Below are 22,783 nucleotides of genomic sequence, written 5' to 3'. Positions count from 1 at the left end.
ACTTCTCGGGAGGAAAACATGCAACTCAAGACGCTTCTTCTGGCTGGCGTCCTGTCTGGCGTCGCCTTCGCGGCCCAGGCGCAGACCACACTTACCTTCATTAATTGCGGCGGCAAGGATGATCCGACCGCCCCGGTCCAGGCCAAGCACATTGCTGAATGGGAAAAGGCCAATCCGACCTTCAGGGTCGCCGAGGAATATCTGCCCTGGGGCCAGTGTCAGGAGCGCGCCACCACACTCGCCGGTGCCAGGAATGCGCCCGCTCTGGCCTACATGGGCTCGCGCACGGTACGCATGCTGGGCGCCGCCGACATGATTGTTCCGGTCAGCCTGTCAGACGAGGAAAAGGCCTCCTATGAACAGTCGGTTCTGGCCACCGTCTCCTTCGACGGCAAGGAATGGGGCCTGCCGCGCGCCTTCTCCACCAAGGCGCTGTACTGGAACAAGGATCTCTTCGCCAAGGCCGGCCTGCCGACCGACAAGGGCCCGCAGACTTTCGAGGAAGTGCTCGCTGCCGCCAAGGCGATCAAGGAAAAGACCGGTGCTGCTGGCTTCGGCATTCCGGCGGCCTCGTTCGACAACACGATGCACGAGTTCCTGAACTGGCTTTATTCCAACGGCGGCAGCGTCGTCGATGCCGAAGGCAAGGTCACCTTCGACAGCAAGGAAAACGTCGAGGCGCTCGAGTTCTACGGCGAGCTGGCCAAGTATGCGCAGCCAGGCCCGGTCGCCTATGACCGCGCCAAGCTCGAGCCGCTCTTCGCTGAAGGCGCGATTGCCATGTACACCAACGGTGGCTGGGGCCGCGCCCGGGCGGGGAACGTCAACTATGGCCTGGAGATGATCCCGGCTGGCCCGAGCGGCAAGAAGTCGACCCTGCTCATCACCGACAGCATCGTCGTGTTCAAGGGCACGGGCGTCGAGGAAGCTGCACTGGATCTTGCCAAGTATCTGACCACGCCCGAGCGCCAGTTCGAGATCGACGTGGCCGGTGGCTGGACCCCGATCCGCAACGTCGCCGGCGTGAAGGACATCGTCGCCAAGGATCCGTCCTGGACCGTGTTCATCGATGCCATCCCGACCGGTGGCCCGGAGCCACTGATGGTTGACTACATTGCCATGCAGGACGCCATGAACGAGGCAATCCAGTCGGTTGTCACGGGTGACGTCGCCGCCAAGGACGCTGTCAAGAAGGCCGCCGAGGCACTCGCCGACCTCAACAACTGATCCGGAATCGGACCGGGACGGGAGGCTCTGCCTCCTGTCCCATCACGGGAGGAATGTGTGGGACAGCTCAAACTCAACGCCCTTGTGAAGCGCTTCGGCTCGGCCGAAGTCATCAAGAGCGCAACGCTCGATATTGCCAATGGTGAGTTCGTCGTCTTCGTCGGGCCGTCCGGTTGCGGCAAGTCCACGTTGCTGCGCATGATCGCCGGCCTCGAGGACGTCAGCGGCGGTACCATCGAGATTGATGGCCGGGTGGTGAATGATCTGGCGCCGGTCGAGCGCGGAATTGCCATGGTGTTCCAGTCCTATGCGCTCTATCCGCATATGACCGTCTATGAGAACATTGCCTTCCCGCTGCGCGTCGCCAAGGCACCGCAGGCGGAAGTTGATCGCCGAGTCCGTCAGGCGGCTGAGGTGCTGCAGCTGACCACGCGGCTTGAGCATCGTCCGGGCCAGTTGTCCGGCGGTCAGCGCCAGCGCGTCGCCATCGGCCGGGCCATTGTGCGCGAGCCGCGCCTGTTCCTGTTTGACGAACCTCTGTCCAATCTTGACGCGGCCCTGCGCGCCGAAATGCGGTTAGAACTCTCCCGCCTGCATGCCCAGCTCGGCAACACGATGATCTATGTCACCCATGATCAGGTCGAGGCCATGACCATGGCGGATCGCATCGTGGTCCTGCAGGGAGGCGTGATCGAGCAGGTCGGCACGCCGCTCGAACTCTATCACAAGCCGGCAAACCAGTTTGTCGCCGGCTTCATCGGCAATCCGAAGATGAACTTCCTGCCGGCAACCGGCGTCGGAGTGACGGAGGCCGGTGTGCAGTTGCGCCTGTTCAACGGGCTGGAGCTGGTCGTTCCCGTCGACGGCGTGGTCGCTACCGGAGAGGCGCTGACCGTTGGCATCCGCCCGGATGACCTGCACCCCTCGGAAGTCCCGGGGCTCCAGGTTGTCCCTGAAGTGATCGAGCGGCTCGGCAATGTGTCGATCTGCTACGCCGATGCCGAAGGTGGCATTTCGGTCAATCTCGTGGCTGGCGGGTTGGCAGATCTCGCCCGTGGCAAACCGGTCAACATCGGCATTGACCCGGCTTGCTGCCATGTTTTCCGTTCGGACGGATCTGCTCTGGTCCGCCGTTTCGACATCACGCTCGCGCGCGACAAACCGCATGCGCTGGCCTGATGTCACGCCGCGATGGCCGTGGCTTGGAGAAGGATTGAACGCCGGCCGGAGCGGTGTTTCCCGCATCGGCCAGCTCGCCTGACGCAGGTGGTTTCAGCGTTCCACTGGACCACAAACGGCGAAGGGCTCACACGAACCAGTGCGCGGAGGGAGGCGGCCCCACACTGCCTGTCCCTCAACAAGCCTGGTCCCTCCCGTCGAACCTGGCCCGGCCGCACGCCGGGCCATTCTTTTGCGAGAGAGACGCACTGCCCTCCGTCAGCCACCGAACGGCAGGGCATCGGCGATCTCATAGCGTTCGCCGCCAATCCGGATCAGTGTCAGGTCGCCGACCCGTTCGGCCGCGAAACTCAGACCCGGATCTGTCGCCACCACCCGGCCGCCGCGAAACTCGATGAAGCGTTCGCGCCCCGATGGCAGCGAGATCCAGACTGCCGCGTTGCCGGGTTCGCCGCGCTGCGCCCGGAACGGACAGGTTCCCGTCGGCTGGCCGAGCGCGGTTGCGCAGGGCAACAGGCCGGTGATCTCCTGCGGCGGCCGCGGGCGTTGTGGCTGCACGGGCACCGGCGCGCCGGGGCCGGCAGGGGACCCGGCCTCGACAAGAAAGCGTCCGCTGACCCAGCCGGTCATCCGTTCGTTCAGGCCTGTCGCGATCTGGCACCAGCGGCTACCACCGGCCATCCGGCATCCCAGGTTGCGCACCACCATGCCGTTGGCAAGCTGGCTGACGACAGGATTGCCCGTGCCGGGTGCGCTGCGCATGTTCAGGGTGTCGGCGCCGGCCAGGCCGGTCACCATCCAGTAGTCAGGACCGCCGGCCAGGCCATCGGCAAAGTCCGGCTGCGGCGCGGGCTGCGGTGGCGGCGCGGGCGATGTGCGGACTTCGGCGATGAACCGCCGGTTCACCCAACCACTGATGCCCTCCTCGTTGCCGAGCGAAACCTTGCACCATTCTGTCTGGCCACCGGCCTCACAGCCAAGGTTGCGCAGCAGGGTTCCGTTCGGCAGTGCTTCGAGCACGCCAAAGCGCTGGCCCGGACCGGCGCGCATGTTCAACCTGTCGCCGGGCTGCAGGCCGGTTACCACCCAACTGCCGCGACCTCCGATTTCCGGGGACGGACGGGCAGGACCGTCGCCGCGCACGGCTACCGACAGGGTGAACCGGCTTGTTTCGCCGCGCCGGGCTGCGTTGCGCATCAGGTAGACCTGAATGCGATAGTCGCCACTCTGCCGCAGGACAGCCGAAAAGCGGTTGCCCTCTGACGGGCCGATGAAGATCGCGGTGTCGCCACGTGGCGGCAGGATGTTGAAATAGGTCGAGGCGTTGTCCGCGCTAAGGTCGACACTGAGCCGCTGCCCGCCACGGGCGCTCAGAATGTAGTCGATGCTTTCCCGGCCACGCAGGCGCCCGGCAATCTCGGCCGAGGACTGGCCGCGCGCGAATTCGACCCGCGCGCTCCGTGCTTCTTGCGCAGTCGCGGTAGTAAGGGGCGCCATCAGCAGACAGGCGAGACCAAGTAGTAGAATTGCCGGACGTGTCACGTCAGTCGCTCCGTTGCGCAGGGGACGGTCCGCTGACCATACGCGAATGGTCAGATGGCAGCATGTCTGTTTTATCACAGATCGTCGACAGGACGCCGCTGCTGTACGCGTCACAGAGCTTCGTCGATCAGGTGCCGCAGAAAGTGCGGTATTGGCCGAAGTCTGCCGGTGCCGGTTCAGCGAAGGCCTCAAGACCTGCGCGCTCCGTGAAGGGATCGGACAGCACATCCAGCAGGCTGTTGAACGGCGCAAGATCGCCCGCGACCGCCGCGGCCAAAGCTTCCTCAACCTTGTGATTGCGCGGGATGTACAGCGGATTGACGGCAAGCATTGCCCGCATGCGCTGCTCTGCGGGCATGGAATCCCGGTCAAGCCGCGCCGTGTAGGCTTGCAGGAATGCCCTGAAGCGCTCGCCGTCCTCACCCGCTGGACCCGGGTGCTCGGCCAGTCCGCCGGCGACGGCCGCCAACCGGCGGAACGTCAGGGTGTAATCGACAGCGGGAGCTTGTTCCGAAGCCCGCAGACTTGCCAAAAGGTCTGCGGCCAGCGTCGCGTCGCCCTCTTCTGCACTCTCAAGCCCCATCTTTGCGCGCATGCCGGCGGCCCAAGCCGCCTCAAACCGCTCCGGAAAACCGTTGATTGCTTCGCTCGCCTGGTCAATGGCCGTAGACTCATTGTCGTCGATCAGGGGCAGCAAGGCCTCGGCAAGCCGGGCAAGGTTCCACTGTGCGATGGCTGGCTGGTTGCCGAAGGCATAGCGGCCGTGGGTGTCGATCGAACTGAATACGGTTCGCGGATCGTAGGCGTCCATGAAGGCGCAAGGGCCGTAGTCGATGGTCTCGCCGGAGACGGTCATGTTGTCCGTGTTCATGACGCCGTGAATGAACCCGGTCAGCATCCACTGCGCCACCAGCTTCGCCTGCCGGTCGATCACCCTGGACAGGAACCCCAGCACCGCGGCGCCTGTGATGTCGCCGTTCTCGATGAGGTCGGGATCGTGCCGGGCAATCGTGTAGAGGGTCAGTTGGCGCAGACGGCTGACTTCGGATCTGGCCGCAAAGAACTGGAACGTGCCGACGCGGATGTGGCTGGACGCCACCCGGGCCAGGACAGCCCCAGGCAGGATCGTGTCGCGCAGCACCTGTTCGCCAGTGGCGACCGCCGCCAGTGCCCGCGTCGTCGGAATGCGAAGCGCATGCATGGCCTCACCGATGATGTATTCCCTGAGCACGGGGCCGATGGTCGCCTTGCCATCACCGCCGCGGGAAAACGGCGTACGGCCCGAGCCTTTCAGATGAATGTCGCGGCGCTGCCCGTTGCGGTCGATCACCTCGCCGATCAGCAACGCGCGGCCGTCTCCGAGCTGAGGGGAAAAGCCGCCAAACTGGTGACCGGCATAGGCTTGCGCCAGCGGCGCTGCGCCCTCGGGCATCTGGCTGCCGGAGAAGAGGACGGCCGCCTCGTCGTCCGGCAGGCTTTCCGGATCAAGCCCCAGTTCGGACGCCAGCTCCTTGTTTAACTTCAACAGCCGGGGAGCCGGCGCAACATCGCCGCGCCACGGCACATAGAAGCCATCGAGGTCGCGGGCGTAGCTGTTGTCGAAGGCGAATGTGGCGTGCGTCATGCGGACGGTCCGATCCCTAAAATTCTCATCAAATCTAAGGCTTCTTCGCCAGTTGGTCACGCCCGCAAGTCCATCTGGCGCCATCAGCGCAGCCTCAATCGGTTGCGCTGATGAACGCGGCGTTAATTCCGTCGATGAAACTTGCCAGCAGTCGGGTCACTCTGCGGCCGCACGCCGGGGCAAAACCCAGTTGGGACGCGGAAAGTGGCAGGTGTAGCCATTGGGGTAGCGCAACAGATAGTCCTGGTGCTCAGGCTCGGCCTGCCAGAAGGGGCCAGCCGGTTCGACTTCCGTCACCACCTTGCCCGGCCAGATCCCGGAGGCATCGACATCGGCGATGGTGTCCAGCGCGACCTGCTTCTGCGTCTCGTCGACGTAGTAGATTGCCGAGCGGTAGGACAGGCCGATGTCGTTGCCCTGGCGGTTCCGCGTGGTCGGGTCGTGGATCTGGAAGAAGAATTCCAGCAGGCGGCGGTAGTTGATCTTCGCCGGGTCGAACACGATCTCGATGCCCTCGGCATGGGTGCCGTGGTTGCGGTAGGTCGCATTGGGCACGTCTCCACCTGTGTAGCCGACGCGGGTCGCCAGCACGCCGGGCAGCTTGCGGATCAGGTCCTGCATGCCCCAGAAGCAGCCGCCGGCGAGAATTGCAGTTTCGCTCATGTCAGATGTCCTCTACCTGGTCGAGATAGGCACCATAGCCCTCGCGCTCCATGTCATCGCGGGGAATGAAGCGCAGGGCTGCCGAATTGATGCAGTAGCGCAGGCCGCCGCGGTCGCGCGGGCCGTCCGGGAACACGTGGCCGAGATGACTGTCGCCGTGGGCGGAGCGCACTTCCGTGCGGATCATGCCATGCGTGGTATCGGTGAGTTCGTTCACATGCGCCGGCTCGATCGGCTTGGTGAAGCTCGGCCAGCCGCATCCGGATTCGTATTTGTCTGAAGAGGCAAAAAGTGGCTCGCCCGAGACGATATCGACGTAGATCCCTGGCTGCTTGTTGTAAAGATATTCGCCGGTACCGGGACGCTCAGTTCCACTTTGCTGGGTTACGCGATACTGTTCCGGTGACAGCCGGGCAATGGCTTCTTCGGACTTCTTGTACTGCGCCATGTTTAAACCTCCGTCATCAATGAGCCAGATATGGTGCATTCCAGACGGTTTGCCCAGTTGCCGGATCTACACCTCAGCGTGAAAGTCCGGTGAGCGGATCAATCGTCGCCAAGTCAAAGGCAGTGAGAGCAGATCGTCATGACAAGTCCTTCGTCCATGCCCGCAAACGAGCCCGCGTCTGCCCCCTGGCCGAAGCTGCGCCTGCGGCTTGTCTTTGGCGACGACGCCATGCTTGGGCCGGGCAAGGTCGAGCTGCTTGAGTTCATTCGCGAGGAAGGGTCGATTGCAGCTGCGGGCCGGCGCATGAACATGAGCTACAAGCGGGCCTGGATGCTGGTCGAGCATCTCAACGCCGCTTTCCGGGAGCCGCTGGTCGACAGCTCCCGGGGCGGAGCAAAAGGCGGTGGCGCCCAGCTGACCGCCACGGGCGAGCGCGTCCTTGCGGAGTACCGCAAGCTGGAAGACCGGATCGCGGAGGCCGGATCCTCCGAAATCGACACGATCCGCTCGCTGCTGCGGGATATGTCTGACGAGAAATAACGCTTGCTCCAGAGGTCCGGTCTTGCAATGGTTCTTTTCCGGTCTGACGCATGCGGAGAAAATAATGCCCCGGCTTCCTGAGGTCTGGTTGCAATTCATTGCCAAGGGGCTTGGCACCGTCCTTGGCGCCGTGATCCTTGCCGTCGGGGGCTGCGGACTGCTCGTCTCGGCAGCCAAAGCGGCTGAGGTCACGGTCTTTGCCGCCGCATCGCTGAAAACCGTACTCGACGAAATCAATGCTGCCTATCAGGTCGCAGGTGGCGGCAGGGTGACCGTGTCCTATGGCGGCAGTTCTGCACTCGCGAGGCAGATAGAGCAGGGTGCCCCGGCCGATGTTTTCTTTCCCGCTGCCGCAGACTGGATGACCCGGTTACAGGAGGGCGGACTGATCCGGGAGGCAAGCCGGATAGACCTGCTTGGCAATTCGCTGGTTCTGGTCGCGCATGGTGCGGATGCTGCGAAAACAGAGATTAACGCCGGCCTCGATCTAGTTTCCATGCTTGGCGACGAAAAGCTGGCCATGGCGCTGGTGGACAGCGTTCCAGCGGGTATCTATGGCAAGAGTGCACTAACGTCGCTCGGGCTTTGGCCTTCTGTCGAAGCAAGGGTGGTCCAGTCCAACAATGTCCGCATCGCCTTGTCCCTTGTGGCCTCCGGCGACGCGCCATTCGGAATAGTCTATGCAAGTGACGCCAAGGCTGAAAGCAATGTCAGCGTTGTCGGTACTTTCCCTGCCGGCAGCCATGCCCCCATCGTTTTTCCGGTCGCTTTGACGGCTGATGCAAAGCCCGAAGCTGAGGCATTTCTCGCCTTTCTTCTCGGCGCATCAGCTCGTGCCGCATTTGAGCGGCAGGGTTTTAAGGTTCTGGCCAACTGAGGGACGAACCGGCTCATGCAACTGGAGTGGCTGAGTGCAGAGGAATGGCAGGCAGTGGTCCTGTCGCTCAGGGTGGCGTTCTGGGCCACGCTGGTCAGTCTGCCGCTGGGTATCGGCGTTGCGCTGGCATTGGCGCGGGGCCGGTTTCCCGGACGCCAACTGCTCAATGGCCTTGTGCACCTGCCGTTGATCCTGCCGCCCGTTGTGACCGGCTATCTTCTTCTGCTTACATTTGGCCGCCGTGCGCCGCTGGGCTCATTTCTCTATGACACTTTCGGCGTCGTCTTCGCCTTTCGCTGGACAGGAGCCGCACTGGCTGCCGGGGTGATGGCCTTTCCACTGATGGTCCGGGCAATCCGGCTGTCCATTGAGGCCGTGGATCCAAAGCTGGAACAGGCAGCCGCCACACTTGGGGCGTCGCGGGTCTGGGTGTTTGTGACCGTTACTCTGCCCTTGATCCTGCCAGGTATTATTGTCGGCGCGATACTGGCCTTTGCCAAGGCGATGGGGGAATTCGGCGCGACCATCACTTTTGTTTCCAGCATTCCCGGCGAAACGCAAACCATGTCGCTGGCTGTCTATACGCTCCTGCAAGTCCCGGGCGGAGACGCAGCGGCTTTCCGTCTTGTCCTCGTTTCCCTCGTTCTGTCGATTTCCGCGCTGCTCCTGTCGGAAGTGGTTGCCCAGCGTGTGGCGCGGAGGATTTCCGGACGATGACGCTCGATGTCCGCCTCAGGCACCGCTTTGCCGGATTTGACCTCGATGTCGCCTTCCGCAGCCCGGGCGGTGTGACCGCCCTGTTCGGCCGCTCAGGCTGCGGCAAGACCAGCATCGTGCAGGCCGTCGCCGGCTTGCTGCGGCCGGATGAGGGCAAGATCACACTCGCAGATGCTCAGTTGCTGGATACTGCCAGGCGGATCGAAGTTCCAGTGCATCGGCGGCGCATGGGCTACGTGTTCCAGGAGGGCCGCCTGTTTCCCCATCTCTCCGTGCGCCAGAACCTTCTGTACGGCCATTGGTTTACTGGCGGCGGCACGGCGACAGAGCTGTCGCGGGTGGTCGACCTTCTCGGGATTGCGGCCCTTCTTGACCGTGCGCCGGCGAGCCTTTCCGGCGGCGAGAAGCAGCGTGTGGCGATTGGCCGGGCCCTGCTTGCGCGCCCGCGTCTCCTCCTGATGGACGAGCCGCTTGCCGCGCTGGACGAGGCGCGCAAGGCGGAGATCCTGCCTTATCTCGAACACCTTGCCCGCGAAAGCGAGGTTCCGATCCTCTATGTCAGCCACTCGCTGGCCGAGGTCGCGCGTCTTGCGGCGCATGTGGTGGTGCTGGAGGCGGGCCGGGTGGTCCGCGCAGGGCCGGCTTCCGCCGTCCTGTCAGATCCGCTGGCGGCCGGAACGCTGGGTGCGGCCGGGTCTGGCGCGTTGCTGGAAGGTATCGTGCTTTGCCATACAGTCGACGGCCTGACCGAAGTCCGCATCGCGGCAGGCACCCTGCTGCTGCCGCGCCTCACGGCTGCTCCCGGATCTGCCGTGCGCCTGCGCATCTCGGCCGAAGACGTGATCCTGTCGCTGCAGGCACCCGTCGGCCTGTCCGCGCTCAACATCCTGCCAGCCGAAGTCCTGGCGCTTGAGCCTGCCGGGCCGGGCCGGGTTCTGGTGCAGCTGCAGCTTGGTTCAGACCGGCTGCTTGCGTCCCTGACCGAGCGCTCCGCCCTTGCGCTGGGCCTTGCACCCGGTGAGCCCTGCCACGTGGTGCTGAAGTCCGTCGCGCTGGCCTCGTCCGGTGATGCTCCGGACTAGAACCTCTGTTGTGCGGACGTCAGTCCTTCACCCGGCCATAGCGGCGCATGACCTCCACCAGGGCATCGTGGTCGATCGCCTGCACCAGCGCGATGTCGTGCTCGGTGCCGCCCAGGTCGCGCGCTGCGATCATGGAGTTGAGCACAGCCTCCTCCACGCCCTCCACCGCCGCCTGATAGACGGGATCGAGCAGGTCGTCGTTCACCATCTCCAGCGCGTAGCGGGCCGGGGCCTTGTGCGGCAGCGGCCGGGCATTGGCCGTGGAGAAGGCAAGGAAGATGTCGCCCGACGAATTGCCGCCGGCGGTGCCGCCGCGCGCAATGCCGAGCGCCCCGCGCCGGGCCAGACGCTTCAGCTGATGCGGGGCAAGCGGCAGGTCCGTGGCGATGATGATGATGATCGAGCCGCGCTCGTGGTCTTCCGGGCCGTCGCTGTCTGCCATCGGCATGTGACGTCCGACGGGCACGCCGAGCGGTGAGAACCACTCGCGGATGCCATGGTTCGCCTGCACCAGCACACCCACGGTGAACTCGGTGCCGTCAAAGGTCACCTTGCGCGAGGCGGTGCCGGTTCCGGCCTTGAAGCGATAGGCGATCATGCCCGTGCCGCCGCCGACATTTCCTTCGGCCACCGGTCCGGGTCGGGCCGCGTCCAGCGCTGCGCGGGCATCGGCTTCTGTCAGCGGCAGGCCATTGATGTCGTTGAGCACACCATCATAGGTCTCGGCGACGACAGGCATCAGCCAGAGGTGGTCGCCAGCGTTGTAGGTTTCGGGATGGCTGTCCAGTATCCAGCGGATCGCCGCCTGATGGCACGCGCCGACCGCATGTGTGTTGGTGATCAGCACCGGACCAACAAAGAAACCGCCGTCCTCGATCCAGTGGCTGCCGGTCATCTCGCCATTGCCGTTGAAGCGGTGAATGCCGGCATAGACGGGTGACGGTTCGGCCTCACGCGGGCGTGGAAGGATTGCGGTCACACCGCTGCGCACCGGCCGGCGGCGTCCAGGACGCGGGGCGTCCTCGATCACGGTGCGGAAGCCGACCTCGACGCCCGGCACGTCGGTGATGGCGTTGAAGGGGCCAGGCGTCCCGGGCAGGTCGAGGCCAAGATCGCGCGCGCGGGGGCTGCGGGGCGCGGAAGACGCGGTATGGGTCATGGGGCGTTTCCCTTGGAACGTCTTTGTGGTTCAGCGCTTGCGATTGCGCAGGTAGAGCCCGGCGAAGGCAATGGCGAAGGAGAACACCAGCATCATCACGGCCAGCGCATTGACCTCCGGTTTTATGCCCCGCCGCAACATGCCGAAGATGTAGATCGGCAGGGTCTGCGTGTTGGTGCCGGAGATGAAATAGGTGATCACCAGATCATCCATCGAGATGATGAAGGCGAGCAGCGCGCCGCCCATGATCCCCGGCATCAGCTGCGGGATCAGGATGCGGCGGAACGTCGTCCACTCGCTGGCGCCAAGATCCGCCGATGCCTGTTCGAGGCTCCGGTCCATGCCGGCAAGGCGGGCCGAGACGACGATGAAGACATAGGACGTGAGGAACGTTGTCTGGCCGGTGATGATCGTGCCAAGCCCGAGCTGTCCGCCGATGCCGACGAAAAAGATCAGCAAGGCAATGCCGAGAACAATGTCTGGCATCAGCATCGGCACGAACAGCAGCACCCGGTAGAAGCGCTGGGCCGCGAAGGGGTGGCGGTAGAGCGCGATCGCGGCACTGGTGCCCAGCACGGTCGAAAGCGCCGTGGTCGAAAAGGCGACGATGAAACTGTTCTTCACGGCCGCCAGCAGCTGTTCCGTCGTCTCGATGTAGAGCGCGGCCTCCGAGGCAGCGTTGCGAAGCCCCAGAATCTGCCGGTACCAGTCCAGCGTGAAGCCGGACCAGCGCATCATGTTCACCGGATCCGAGTTGAACGAATAGATGACGATCAGCGCGATCGGCACATAGATGAAGGCGAAGAAGAGGACGGTGAAAGCCAGCAGCGCTTTTGTCCCGAGGTGTCTGAACATGGGTCCTCTCCCTCAGGCGTGGCCGGAACCGGGCTGATCGGCCCGTTCCTGGCGAATGGCGATGAACAGCAGCACCAGCACCACGGCCATCACCAGCATGGCGAGCGCCGAGCCGAAGGGCCAGTTGCGAGCAGCCAGGAATTGCTGCTCGATGAGATTGCCGAGCATCATCGACTTTGCCCCGCCCAGAACGGCCGGCACGATGAAGTTCCCAAGCGCCGGGATGAAGACGATGATGCAGCCGCCGGCAATGCCCGGCAGGGTCAGCGGCAGGATGATGCGGCGGAACGTGTCGAACGCGCCCGCGCCCAGATCCTGCGAGGCGCGGATCAGCGTCCAGTCGAGCTTCTCGACGCTCGCATAGAGCGGCAAGAACATGAAGGGGATGTAGATGTAGACCATCCCCAGGATCACCGCGCCTTCGGTGTAGAGAAGGTCCAGTGGCCGGTCGATCAGCCCCAGCGCGCCGAGCGTTTCGTTGATGAAGCCGGTCGGACGCAGGATCAGCACCCAGATGAACAGCCGCACGATCAGGCTGGCGAAGAAGGGCAGCGTGATCAGGAACAGGGCGAAGTTCTTCCAGCGTTCGGGCAGGGCTGCGATCTGGAAGGCGGCCGGATAGCAGATGAGCAAGGTCACCGCGACCGTGATCAGCGCGATCGACACCGAGCGAGCGAAGATCGACAGATAAACCGGATCGAAGACCTCGAACTCCGGATCGGCAAAGCCAAGAATGCGACCGTAGTTGTGCGGGTAATAGGTCCACTCCACCCCGCCGTAGAGGCCCGGCATGAGGAAGCTGTAGACGACCATGATCGCCAGCGGGAGCAGCAGGAAGATCCCGAGAAACAGCGTGACTGGCCCTAGCAACAGCGCAAGCTGCTGCCGTTTGCGGGCCTTCAGCGTGCTCATGCCGCCTCGCTGACGGCCGGGAACAGATGCACTGATGCCGGGTCGTAGGTCAGCACCGCGCGGCGCCGGCCTTCGGCTTCCGCGATCCGTGACTGCTGCGATGCGGGCAGCGTGGCGACCACCTTCTGGCCATCGTCCGTGCGGCCGTGGATTTCGAACACCATGCCCATGAACACCACCTGGTCGATGCTCACCGGCAGCTCCGACAGGCCGTGGGTGCCGGTATCCGGCGCCAGTGCAAACTGCTCCGGACGGATCAGCGCCGTCACCGGCCCGCTCGAGGGCAGGGCCATGCGGGCATGGACCGTCAGGCCGGCGCTGGTGCGGACGATGGTCTCGGCCCCGCTGCCCGATCCGCTGCCGGTGAAGAGATTGCTGGCGCCGATGAAGGACGCGACGAAGCCGTTGGCCGGGCGATTGTACACCTCGCCGGGGCTTGCCAGCTGCTGGATCTCACCGCCGTTCAGGACGGCGATCCGGTCCGACATGGTCAGCGCCTCTTCCTGGTCATGGGTGACGAAGACGAAGGCGATGCCCAGTTCATGCTGCAGTGTCTTCAGCTCGATCTGCATGGCTTGCCGCAGCTTGCGGTCCAGTGCCGACAGGGGCTCATCAAGCAGCAGCAGCTTCGGCCGGGCGACAATGGCCCTTGCGAGGGCGACGCGCTGCTGCTGGCCGCCGGACAACTGGCGCGGCAGGCGCTTTTCCAGCCCGCCAAGGCCGACCATCTCCAGCGCGGCCCCGACGCGGGCGTTGCGCTCGGGCCGGGCAACACGGGCGATATCGAGGGCGTAGCCGACGTTGTCGCCCACACTCATATGCGGGAACAGCGCATAGCTCTGGAACACGGTGTTCACCGGCCGCTTGTTGGGCGGCCTGTGCGTCATGTCCTCGCCATCGATGAAGATGCGCCCGGCGTCCAGCTCGACGAAGCCGGAGATCGCATGCAGCAAGGTGGTCTTGCCGCAGCCGGAAGGGCCGAGAAGGGTCAGGAATTCGCTGGGTTTGACGCTGAGATCGATACCGGCCAGGGCCGTTACCAGAGTTCCTTCCGGTGAGGCAAAACTCTTTCGTGCCCCGTCAAGTCTGACGCTGCTGTGGTCCATGGTCCGGACTCCGCCACTGATGTTCCCCTGAACAGGTTTTGTTATTGAAGTACCTGTTCCATATTTTAGTTATCATGATATCGTTTGGATGCGGATGTCAATGCAGCGAGTTCGGCGAACCGGACCGCTGGCCCATTGGGGAACAGGGGCGGCAGCCGCGACCGCTGAATTCAACAGGGGAGTTTTGCAACATGACCACCAATCGCCGCCTGCCCAGCCGCGCGCTTGCCAGCACCGCACTCGGCCTTGCCTTTGCCTTTGCAGGCACGTTTTCCGCCGCCGCGCAGGGCACGCTGAACCTCTACAACTGGGGCGAATACATCAATCCGGAAGTGCTGAAGGCCTTCGAGGCGGAGACGGGCATCAAGGTCAATCTCGACACCTACGGCTCCAACGAGGAAATGCTGGCCAAGGTCCAGGCAGGTGGCACCACCTACGACATCGTGTTCCCGTCGGTGCACATGCAGGACATCATGGCCAAGCTCGATCTGCTCGAGAAGACCGACATCAACACCTATGAAGGCTTCAAGAACATCGAGCCGACGTTCCTGCGCGCCAAGTCAGACCCCAAGGGCGAATATTGCATGCCCTATGCCTGGGGAAGCGTCGGCATCGTCTACAACCGCGAGGTTCTGGGCAAGGACGTCACCGGCTGGAAGGATCTCCTCGCAACCGTCAGCGCCAAGAACCTCAAGTTCACGTTGCTTGATGACATGCGCGAAGTGCTGGGCGTTGGTCTCATTCTGAACGGCAAGTCGGTCAACTCCACCGACGCGGCCGACCTGAAGTTGGCGGCTGATACGATGATCGCGATGAAGCCGCACGTGGCGGCCTTCACCTATGACGCCCGCCCGATGGTGCAGGCGGGCGACGTCGCCGCCGGGCATTTCTTCGTGGGCGCGATGGTCGATGTCTTTGGCGCACCAGAGAAACTCGGCTACGTGATCCCGGAGGAAGGCGCGACCATGTACCAGGAGAACATCTGCGTCCTGAAGAGCGCGCCGAACAAGGACAACGCGCGCCGGTTCCTCGAGTTCTACACCAAGCCGGAAATCGTGGCGCTTAACATCGCCCAGCAGACCAACGGCACCGCCAATGCGCCGGCGCGCTCGCTGACGCCGGACAACATCAAGAACTCCAAGGAAATCAACCCGCCGGCCGAGGTGATGGCCAAGCTGCAGATCTTCGAGGATCTGGGGGCTGACCTGCGCAAGGTCGATCGGGTGTGGACGCAGGTGAAGACGGCGCAATAGTCTTTAGCCGAGTATGCAACATGTCAGTCACGGCGGCGCGTCTGCCGTGGCTGACTTTTCAGGCAAGATCGAGAGTAGCCCATGACACCGGTCGTTCTGACAAGGCTGAGATCGCCCGACGCGCGTCAGACCAAGTCGGACATTCTCATTGCCAACTATCTGGAGCGGAACCTTGCTGAGGTTCCGTTCGAAACCGCCAAGTCGATTGCCGAACGTGTCGGTGTCAGCCAGATGACCGTCGGCCGGTTCCTGCGCCGCCTCGGCTACAGTGGACTTGAGGAGCTGAAGCAGGATCTGCGCGAAGGCTCCGCCCGCACCGCCTGGGACGTGCGCGGCGGCTTTGACCGGCTGAAGGAGGATGCGCAGGACGGACGGCTTCTGGCGCAGCTGATCCAGCAGCAGGTTGATGATCTCACCCGCATGTACGAGATCACCACCGCGCCGCAATGGCAGCAGGCGGTTGACGCCATTGTCGCGGCCGAGGAGATCTACGTCGCGGCCTATCAGAATGTGCGCGGCGTTGCCCAGTATTTCGCGGCGCAGCTGTCCTATGCCCGGCCACGCGTTCAGTTTGTCGACGGGCTCAACGGCACCTATGCCGAACTGCTGGACGGCAGCGTGCCGAACCGGCTGCTGATCCTTGCCGACGTCCGCCGCTTTGCCGCAAAGGCCCAGCCCCTGGCCCGCGCGGCGCGGGAGGCGGGCGTGACTGTCCTGCTGATTTCCGACGACGCCTGCACCTTTGCCGATGACTGCGCCGATATTCCGATCATCATGCCCGGTGCGCGCGGTCCGCTCTGGGACGGTGCCGTGATGATGGTCGCCGTGTTCGATCTTCTCATCGCCAACCTGATCGTCGCCCTCGGCGACAGCGTCAACGCCCGGGTCGACCGGCTGACGGCGCTGCAGGACACATTCGGCGACTTCGAGGATTGAGCCCGGGAGACCCGGGCTCCTGTTGCGCCAATATGCCTCTCAGGCCTTGGAAAGGCCGGCCGCCAGACCGTCGGCGATTTTTGCGACATCGGCAGAGGTGATCACCAGCGGGGGCGACAGGATGATGTTGTTGCCCGACACCCGGATCATGATCCCCGCCTCGTAGGCTCCGTCGGCAACGGCGGCCATCACCTTCTTGTCGAGAGGCTTCTTGCTGGCGCGGTCGCTGACCAGTTCGAGCGCTGCCATCAGCCCCTTGCTGCGCACGTCGCCCACCACATCGAAGCGGGCCTCGAGGTTCGCCAGCACGGCGGCCAGTTCCTCGCCCCGGGCGGCGGCGTTGCCGGCGAGGTTCAGGCGCTTTGTTTCGGCAAGGGCGGCAAGCCCTGCCGCGCAGCCGACCGGATGACCCGAATAGGTGTAACCGTGGCCGATGGCGCCGAAGGAGGTGCGGTCCGCCTCGAAGACGTCTGCGACCTTCTGGCTGATCAGGGTGGCACCCAGCGGGAAGTAGCCGGAGGTGATGGCCTTGGCGATGGTCATCATGTCCGGCTTCACGCCCCACAGGCGCGAGCCCGACCAGGCCCCCGTGCGGCCGAAGCCGGTGACCACCTCGTCGGCGATCAGCAGGATGCCGTGCCGGTCGAGCACCTCGCGCAGCATCGGCATGAATGTCTCGTGCGGGACGATGACGCCGCCCGCGCCCAGCACCGGCTCCATGATGAAGGCGGCAATTGTGTCGCCGCCCTGGAAGGCGATCTCGTCCTCCAGCGCCCGAATGCAGAGTTTGGCGAGTTTCGCCGGATCGGTCTCGTCAAAGGGATTGCGATAGGTCCAGGGGGCGGGGATGTGGAAGCAGCCCGGCAGTAGCGGCTCGTAGTTGCGGCGGAAATTGGCGTTGCCGTTGACCGAGGCACCGCCGAAATGGGTGCCGTGATAGCCCTTCTTCAGCGCCAGAAATTTGGTCCGGTCGGCCTCACCCTTGATCTTCCAGTACTGCCGGGCAAGACGCAGCGCAGATTCAACCGAATCCGAGCCGCCGGAGGTGAAGAAGCTGCGCACCATGCCTTCGGGCGCGAAGAACTCCGCCAGCTCGTAGGCCAGCTCGATCGAGGGGCCGGTCGAGGTGCCGCGGAAACCGGAATAATAGGGCAGCTCTGCCAGCTGGCGGGCGATTGCTTCCTTCACCGGATCGCTGGAATAGCCAAGGTTGACGTTCCACAGGCCGCCGACCGCATCCAGCACTGACCGGCCGTCGATGTCGGTTACAGTCACGCCTTCACCCTTCATGATGACGCGGGGCGGATTGGCCTGCATCTCGGCCGGATGGGCCATGGGATGCCAGATTGAGCGGGCGTTGTTTTCCGTCAGGAAGTTCATGTCGCGCATGGCGCACTCCTCTTGGAGGATCAGAAGGGGGAGGGAAGACCGAGATGGCGGAGCGCCTCGGCGTAGGACTGGTCAGGGCGTGTGACATCGAAGTGCACGCAGATCATGCCGGCCGCCTCGCCGCCGCGGATGTTGCGAAGCTGGTCATCGACAAAGACGCAGTCGCCGGCCGGTAACTGCAGCGTGTCCGTGACAGCGGCATAGGCGCGAGGATCGGGCTTCAGGATGCCGCTGTAGGTCGCGTCGACGATCACCTCGAAGTCGGCGAGGAAGGGCAGCTTCTGCCGGAAATCCGCGCCGTAGAAGAGATCCAGCTCGTTCGACAGGATGGCGAGCCGCTTGCCGGCCGCCTTGGCAAGGGCGATGGATTTCAGCGCTTCCGGCCGCATGACGGCTTCGGGATCGGCCCCTCGGGCGCGTTGGACGAAGGTTTCCATCTTCGTCCAGGTCTCGCCCAGCAAGGCCCCGGTCTCGCGGGTGCGCGTCATCCAGTAGTCGCGTTCGGAAATTTCGTCGCGCTGCATCGCCTGCCACAGCGCATCTGTCTGCGGTCCCTCAACCGGCGCAAATGGCCCGCGCCAGGTCAGCGTGCCGGGTGCAAGTCCGAGCGCTGCCTCGGTCAGGTCATGGGTCTCGAACAGCGTCCGCGTCACCACGCCGCCGAAGTCGAGGACAAGAGCCTGGGCCGTCATGTGCGTTGCTCCTGCTGTGTGCCGATGTGCGTTGTGGCGCAACCCGACCGTTGGTTTCGATCAAGCGCTTGAGAGAATCCCCTCTCGCCACGGCCCTCAGAAATGTGTATATTCATACACACTTTTTGAGGGCGGACATGGAGCGCGATAGCCGAAAGCTGATCCGTTTGCTGGAGGCAGATGGCTGGGTGCTTGTGGCTGTGAAGGGAGACCATCACCAGTTCAAACACCCTGACAGGCCGGGCCGTGTGACGGTCCCGCACCCTGTCAAGGATCTGAAGACGGGAACGGTCTATTCGATCTACCGCCAGGCGGGCTGGCACTGATGTCTGACGAGAACCGGACGAAGCGCGTTCGTTTGCCCAGAGTGTTTTAGCCGAGAGACGCTGATGAGATACGTCGCATTTCTGCATCAAGACGATGGTCCTGGTTACGGCATCTCGTTTCCAGACTTTCCCGGTTGCGTCAGTGTTGGTGATACCGTTGACGACGCTATCCGGAACGGGGCCGACGCGCTTGCCTTCCACGCCGAAGGGATGATTGAAGATGGCGAAGGCCTTCCTGTCGCTCGGGATCTGGCCAGCATTTTGGCCGATCCCGCGCTCGCTGAATGGCGCGAGGGTGCGGCCTTTGCCTATGTTCCTGTCGTCATCGACCGTGGATCGCCCCGCAGGGTGAACATCTCGCTCGATCCGGGGCTCCTTGGGGCTCTCGACGAGGCCGCGAAGAGCCGGGGCATGACGCGCAGCGCGTTCATCGCAAGTGCAGCTTGGAACGAGATCCTTGGATTGCGCAGGTCGCGCTGACAGGGTCATGCCGCCGCTCCCTCCGCTGCCGGGGCACCCGGTTCGATGATGCCGGCCGCGACCCAGCGGTCGAACAGGGCGAGGGCGGTGTCGGTGAATTCAGCGCTGTTGATGTGTCCGTTGATCTCGACCAGCTCGGCATTGGCGGGAACGGTCTGGCGCATCTCGTCGAGGAAAGCAGCAAGGCTCTCGGGGTCGTGCAGCGGCTCGCCCTCCTGGTCCCATTGCTGGATGCCACCGTTCGGCAGCAGGAAGGTGACGGGTCCGGTCGCCTTTGCCAGCTTGCGCCCGATTTCGCGGGCCACTTCGCGCCGGCCATCGGGGCCGGTGGTGACGGAGGCCAGCAGGCGGTTGTGGGCGTGGTAGGGGCGGTCGGCGAACTGAGCTGGAACTGGCTGCCAGGTCGGAAAATCGACCATGTCGATGGCGCCGGGGGCGACGATCTGCGGAATGCCGGCAAGGCCGGCGCTTTCCAGCCGGTCGGCACCTGAGGTCACGACGGAGCCGTTGAGGTGATTGGCCACCTCCTGCAGGCTGAAGTCGAGCACGGCGGCAAAGCGCTTCTGTGCGGCGAGCGCTTCAAGGGCGCGGCCGCCCATGCCGGTGGTGTGGAAGACCACGACCTCGTAGCCGCGTTTCTCCAGTTCAGGGCGCAAGCGCACCATGTAGGACAGGCAGCTCTTGCCAAGGGAAGACATGGCGACGACCGGACGGGCCTGAAGCGGGCGCTGGGCGCTGCGGGCCGCGCCGACTACAGCGCCGCAAGCCTGCGAGAGCACGGCGCGGCAGGTCTCGTTGAGACCATAGAGCCCACCGGCCCAGAGGATCATCATCAGGTCAGCGGCGACCCGTTCCGGCGGCACCAGATGCGAATAGGAAATGGTGGAGACGACAAACTTCGGCACGCCGAGCGGCAGGGCAAGGGCCACATCCAAGGCTAGATCCGTGCCCATGGTGCCGCCGAGGATCAGTGCGCCATCGATCTCGCCGCGCTCATGCAGCTGACGCGCCAGAGTGGAGGCGCCGAGGGCCATGGCGGACATGGCGGTGTTCTCGTCACCACTTGCTGCAATGGCTTCGATGGTCGTTTCTGCCGCGGCTGCGACCGCATGCTTGTCATGTTCAGGAATATACGGCGGGTCACCAAGCACGCTGACATCCATCATGACGGGGCGTCCCCCAGCCTCCTGGATCTTCTCGGCCATGTAGGTCAGCTCGTCGGCCTTCGTGTCGCCGGTGCCGACAAGCAGGATCGCCGGCGGTCGTACGCCTCTGGTCATGGTTCAAGGTCCCTCTGGTTATCTTTTTTGGCGGATGTCCAGTCCGTAAAGCGCTGCGGACAGGCGGCTGGCCGCAGCCTGCGCTGCCGAATTCAGCTCGGCGAGGCGCGCGTCATCGACACGCACTTCCGGCGCGGCGATGGAAATCGTTCCGACCGGCAATCCATCCGCTGAGAGGACCGGCGCCGCGGTGCTGATCACCCCGGGTTCGAGGCCATTCCGGCTGACCGAGGTGCCGCGCGCCCGCGTCTCGTTGATGCGCGCGCGCAATGCTTCGGGATCGGTAACGGTGTGCGGCGTGAAGGCCTTCAGCGGCTGCGCCAGAAACGCCTCGCGGCTTTCCTCGGGCAGGAATGCCAGCAGGGCGAGGCCTGACGCTGTGGCATGCAGCGGATAGCAGGAGCCAACATCGACGATGACGCGGTTGGCGCGGGGCGATGTTTCCACATGCACGGTCCACAGCTCGTGGCCGGAGAACTCGCTGAGGTGGCAGGTTTCCTCCGTTTCCTCGTTGAGCGCCTTCACCACAGGGATCGCGGTGCGCAGGAACGGGAACCGGGCTTCGCGGATCCGGGCGAGGCGAACCGGAGCTGCGCCGATGCGGTAGCGCTTGGTTGCCTTGTCCTGCTCGATGAAATCGTGTGCCTCAAGATCGACCAGCAGCCGGCGGGCGGTCGCCTTGTCAAGGGCAGCAAGCCGGGCGATCTCCGACAGGCCGGTGTCCTCGCTGAGCGAGGCAACCAGGTTCAGGAGCGACAGCGCCTTGCCCACAGTGCTCACGGTGATCCTCCCAGATCGATAACATCGCAATTAACTTGACAGCAGCCGGATTCATTTGCAAGTCTATATTTGAAATGAAGGTTCACATAATGAACCGATAAGGCCAAAGGTCAACGGGAACAGCAGAAGAGGACGGAACCATGCAGAAGGCATTTCTCGCCGCTGTGGCGGCAGCAGTGACAGCAACGGCCCCGATTGCGATGTCGGGCGCGGCACAGGCCGAGTATCCGGAAAAGCCGGTCAGCTTCGTGGTGCCCTTTCCCCCCGGCGATCTGGAAGACGTGTTGACGCGGATGATCGCGGAGGACTTCCAGGCCAAGTACGGCGTCGCGGCAGCGGTCATCAACAAGCCCAGCGATGGCGGGCCGTTCCCGGGCGCGGTTGATGTTGCGGGAGCCAAGCCGGATGGCAGCACCATCGGGTCGTTCGTTGTTGATATTCCGGTGATCGGGCCGGACGTCGGCATCCCGGCGCTCAACCCCAACCCGTTCGAGCCGGTTGGCATCTTCCTGACCTATCCCTTTGTCATCGCGACGCTCAAGGATGCGCCCTATGACACGATGGAAGAGCTGGCCAAGCACGTGAAAGACACGGGCGATAGCGTTGCGCTCGGGCACTTCGGCTCGTTCCTTCTGCCGACCCAGGCAACATTGGCCGCAGCAAAGGTGATGGGCTTCGAGTGGGGTGCGGAAGCCGCCAATGACGCGCTCGACTGCAACACGCTGGCGTCGGGCGACTTCGATGTTGTGACGACCACGATGCAGCAGATCCTGCCGTGCCTCGACAAGGTGCAGATCCTCGCCACTATTACGGACAGCCCGATCCCGGTCATACCGGATGCACCGCAACTCGCATCCGTTGCTCCGGAGTTGAAGCTGTCGCTGTGGAACGGCCTGTTCGTGTCCAAGGGAACGCCGCAGGAGATCAAGGACAAGATTGCTGCGGTCGCCATGGAGACCATGGCGTCCGAGCGGGCGCGCAAGCTATCTGCGGACACGGGTGCGATCCTGTACTGGAAGGACGCGGCCGCGTCTGAGGCGCAGATTGAGGCCGACAAGGCTGTCGTTGCCCGCGTCAACGGTCTTCTTGGTCAATAAAGTGACCGGGCCGGCAGTCTGACCCTGTCCGGCCCGTCTCTTCGAACTCTCCCAAACCTCAGGGAAGGCCAGCTCATGCAGCCGGACGATCCGACTCCGCATGTCTTTCCAACGGCCCGCCGTCCTGGCGAATTGCTGTTTGCGATGTTGTTCCTGGGACTGTCGGTTCTGCTTCTGGCGCAGATCGGCTGGCAGACAACCTGGCTGCCAGGCAAGGGTCTGGCGGCGCAGCCGCGCACCTGGCCGTTTGTCGGCCTTGCCGGCATGGTGCTGTTCGGAACGCTGCATCTGATCGCCACCAACCGCGTCCGGCGCACGCCGGGACGCTGGCAGGAGGCGATGCTCTGGCTTCGCTCGCTCGAGTTCGTCGCCTGGTATCTGGTCTATGTCTTCAGCGTGCCTTACCTCGGCTATCTGCCGGCAACACTGGTCTTTTGCCTCAGCCTGACCTGGCGTTGCGGCTATCGCAGCCGGGTCGCACTGTTCGCTGCGGCCGGCTTCGGTCTGGGTGTTGTCTTTTTCTTCCGGACGCTTCTGTCGGTGAAAATTCCGGGCGGTGCGCTCTATGACGCCCTGCCAGCCCCGCTCGACATCTTCTTCCTCACTTACTTCTGACCCG

24 protein-coding genes are annotated in these 22,783 nt (G+C 64.0%); 12 read left to right on the top strand and 12 right to left on the bottom strand.

Features of this window, described 5'->3' with window-relative positions; genetic code table 11:
• Positions 1-18: 18 nt before the first annotated feature.
• The gene (locus tag C8348_RS02180; protein WP_106751616.1) at positions 19-1,227 is read left to right on the top strand and encodes an ABC transporter substrate-binding protein; all 1,209 of its coding nucleotides are present in this window, start codon (positions 19-21) and stop codon (positions 1,225-1,227) included.
• Positions 1,228-1,284: 57 nt separating this feature from the next.
• Positions 1,285-2,406, top strand: coding sequence for an ABC transporter ATP-binding protein (locus C8348_RS02175; RefSeq protein ID WP_106751615.1), 1,122 nt, complete (start codon positions 1,285-1,287; stop codon positions 2,404-2,406).
• Between the two features lie 258 nt (positions 2,407-2,664).
• On the opposite strand, the gene C8348_RS02170 is transcribed toward C8348_RS02175, so the two are convergent.
• From C8348_RS02170 to msrB, 4 genes are all read right to left on the bottom strand, one after another.
• A complete protein-coding gene (locus C8348_RS02170; RefSeq protein ID WP_198646882.1) occupies positions 2,665-3,948 on the bottom strand; it encodes an SH3 domain-containing protein in 1,284 nt (427 codons plus the stop codon).
• Between the two features lie 127 nt (positions 3,949-4,075).
• Positions 4,076-5,572: a protein adenylyltransferase SelO gene (locus C8348_RS02165; RefSeq protein ID WP_106751613.1), complete on the bottom strand. Its 1,497-nt coding sequence runs from the start codon at positions 5,570-5,572 to the stop codon at positions 4,076-4,078.
• 156 nt (positions 5,573-5,728) lie between these two features.
• Positions 5,729-6,235 (bottom strand): peptide-methionine (S)-S-oxide reductase MsrA, encoded by a 507-nt coding sequence (gene msrA, locus C8348_RS02160; protein ID WP_106751612.1) that lies wholly within the window; start codon positions 6,233-6,235, stop codon positions 5,729-5,731.
• 1 nt (position 6,236) lies between these two features.
• Positions 6,237-6,683 carry a peptide-methionine (R)-S-oxide reductase MsrB gene (gene msrB / locus C8348_RS02155; RefSeq protein WP_106751611.1) on the bottom strand — a complete coding sequence of 149 codons (447 nt, stop codon included), beginning with the start codon at positions 6,681-6,683 and terminating at the stop codon, positions 6,237-6,239.
• 138 nt (positions 6,684-6,821) lie between these two features.
• On the opposite strand from msrB, the gene C8348_RS02150 reads away from it, so the two are divergent.
• The 4 genes from C8348_RS02150 to modC all read left to right on the top strand — a co-directional run bounded on the left by C8348_RS02150 (position 6,822) and on the right by modC (position 9,899).
• A complete protein-coding gene (locus C8348_RS02150; protein ID WP_106751610.1) occupies positions 6,822-7,223 on the top strand; it encodes a winged helix-turn-helix domain-containing protein in 402 nt (133 codons plus the stop codon).
• 64 nt (positions 7,224-7,287) lie between these two features.
• A complete protein-coding gene (gene modA, locus C8348_RS02145; RefSeq protein ID WP_106751609.1) occupies positions 7,288-8,100 on the top strand; it encodes a molybdate ABC transporter substrate-binding protein in 813 nt (270 codons plus the stop codon).
• Positions 8,101-8,115: 15 nt separating this feature from the next.
• Positions 8,116-8,817, top strand: a complete 702-nt coding sequence (gene modB / locus C8348_RS02140) for a molybdate ABC transporter permease subunit (RefSeq protein WP_106751608.1) — start codon at positions 8,116-8,118, stop codon at positions 8,815-8,817.
• Complete coding sequence (gene modC / locus C8348_RS02135; RefSeq protein ID WP_106751607.1) at positions 8,814-9,899, top strand: molybdenum ABC transporter ATP-binding protein; 1,086 nt, start codon at positions 8,814-8,816, stop codon at positions 9,897-9,899. Before modB ends, modC begins: the two co-directional genes overlap by 4 nt.
• 19 nt (positions 9,900-9,918) lie before the next feature.
• Here the strand turns inward: modC and C8348_RS02130 are convergent, their stop codons facing one another.
• Genes C8348_RS02130 through C8348_RS02115 form a run of 4 tightly spaced genes read right to left on the bottom strand, consistent with a single transcriptional unit; the run spans position 9,919 to position 13,931 of the window.
• Positions 9,919-11,058 carry a DmpA family aminopeptidase gene (locus tag C8348_RS02130; RefSeq protein WP_106751606.1) on the bottom strand — a complete coding sequence of 380 codons (1,140 nt, stop codon included), beginning with the start codon at positions 11,056-11,058 and terminating at the stop codon, positions 9,919-9,921.
• A 30-nt stretch (positions 11,059-11,088) separates the two neighbouring features.
• Positions 11,089-11,913, bottom strand: a complete 825-nt coding sequence (locus C8348_RS02125) for an ABC transporter permease (protein ID WP_106751605.1) — start codon at positions 11,911-11,913, stop codon at positions 11,089-11,091.
• 12 nt (positions 11,914-11,925) lie between these two features.
• Entirely contained in the window at positions 11,926-12,825 is a 900-nt protein-coding gene (locus tag C8348_RS02120; protein WP_106751604.1) for an ABC transporter permease, read from the bottom strand.
• Positions 12,822-13,931 carry an ABC transporter ATP-binding protein gene (locus C8348_RS02115; protein ID WP_106751603.1) on the bottom strand — a complete coding sequence of 370 codons (1,110 nt, stop codon included), beginning with the start codon at positions 13,929-13,931 and terminating at the stop codon, positions 12,822-12,824. The genes C8348_RS02120 and C8348_RS02115 overlap by 4 nt, the downstream gene beginning before the upstream one ends.
• A 191-nt stretch (positions 13,932-14,122) precedes the next feature.
• Between C8348_RS02115 and C8348_RS02110 the strand changes: the two genes are divergently transcribed.
• Positions 14,123-15,184 carry a polyamine ABC transporter substrate-binding protein gene (locus C8348_RS02110; RefSeq protein ID WP_106751602.1) on the top strand — a complete coding sequence of 354 codons (1,062 nt, stop codon included), beginning with the start codon at positions 14,123-14,125 and terminating at the stop codon, positions 15,182-15,184.
• 81 nt (positions 15,185-15,265) lie between these two features.
• Positions 15,266-16,120, top strand: a complete 855-nt coding sequence (locus C8348_RS02105) for a MurR/RpiR family transcriptional regulator (protein WP_106751601.1) — start codon at positions 15,266-15,268, stop codon at positions 16,118-16,120.
• A gap of 39 nt (positions 16,121-16,159) precedes the next feature.
• Here the strand turns inward: C8348_RS02105 and C8348_RS02100 are convergent, their stop codons facing one another.
• Positions 16,160-17,509 carry an aspartate aminotransferase family protein gene (locus C8348_RS02100; protein WP_106751600.1) on the bottom strand — a complete coding sequence of 450 codons (1,350 nt, stop codon included), beginning with the start codon at positions 17,507-17,509 and terminating at the stop codon, positions 16,160-16,162.
• A gap of 20 nt (positions 17,510-17,529) precedes the next feature.
• Positions 17,530-18,201 carry an HAD family hydrolase gene (locus tag C8348_RS02095; protein WP_106751599.1) on the bottom strand — a complete coding sequence of 224 codons (672 nt, stop codon included), beginning with the start codon at positions 18,199-18,201 and terminating at the stop codon, positions 17,530-17,532.
• Between the two features lie 137 nt (positions 18,202-18,338).
• Here C8348_RS02095 and C8348_RS02090 point away from each other — a divergent pair, with 137 nt between their 5' ends.
• Both C8348_RS02090 and C8348_RS02085 read left to right on the top strand, forming a co-directional pair.
• On the top strand, positions 18,339-18,527 hold the full coding sequence (locus tag C8348_RS02090; protein ID WP_106751598.1) for a type II toxin-antitoxin system HicA family toxin: 189 nt from the start codon (positions 18,339-18,341) through the stop codon (positions 18,525-18,527).
• Between the two features lie 63 nt (positions 18,528-18,590).
• Entirely contained in the window at positions 18,591-19,007 is a 417-nt protein-coding gene (locus tag C8348_RS02085; protein ID WP_106751597.1) for a type II toxin-antitoxin system HicB family antitoxin, read from the top strand.
• A 5-nt stretch (positions 19,008-19,012) separates the two neighbouring features.
• On the opposite strand, the gene C8348_RS02080 is transcribed toward C8348_RS02085, so the two are convergent.
• Both C8348_RS02080 and C8348_RS02075 read right to left on the bottom strand, forming a co-directional pair.
• Complete coding sequence (locus C8348_RS02080; RefSeq protein WP_106751596.1) at positions 19,013-20,287, bottom strand: Tm-1-like ATP-binding domain-containing protein; 1,275 nt, start codon at positions 20,285-20,287, stop codon at positions 19,013-19,015.
• 18 nt (positions 20,288-20,305) lie between these two features.
• The gene (locus C8348_RS02075) at positions 20,306-21,067 is read right to left on the bottom strand and encodes an IclR family transcriptional regulator (protein ID WP_106751595.1); all 762 of its coding nucleotides are present in this window, start codon (positions 21,065-21,067) and stop codon (positions 20,306-20,308) included.
• Between the two features lie 140 nt (positions 21,068-21,207).
• Here C8348_RS02075 and C8348_RS02070 point away from each other — a divergent pair, with 140 nt between their 5' ends.
• On the top strand, positions 21,208-22,164 hold the full coding sequence (locus tag C8348_RS02070; protein ID WP_106751594.1) for a tripartite tricarboxylate transporter substrate-binding protein: 957 nt from the start codon (positions 21,208-21,210) through the stop codon (positions 22,162-22,164).
• Between the two features lie 75 nt (positions 22,165-22,239).
• A complete protein-coding gene (locus C8348_RS02065) occupies positions 22,240-22,779 on the top strand; it encodes a tripartite tricarboxylate transporter TctB family protein (RefSeq protein ID WP_106751593.1) in 540 nt (179 codons plus the stop codon).
• Positions 22,780-22,783 lie beyond the last annotated feature (4 nt).

This window comes from Pannonibacter carbonis, assembly GCF_003012935.1.
GTDB classification, from domain to species: domain Bacteria; phylum Pseudomonadota; class Alphaproteobacteria; order Rhizobiales; family Stappiaceae; genus Pannonibacter; species Pannonibacter carbonis.
This window is presented reverse-complemented; position numbering and strand designations above follow the sequence as displayed.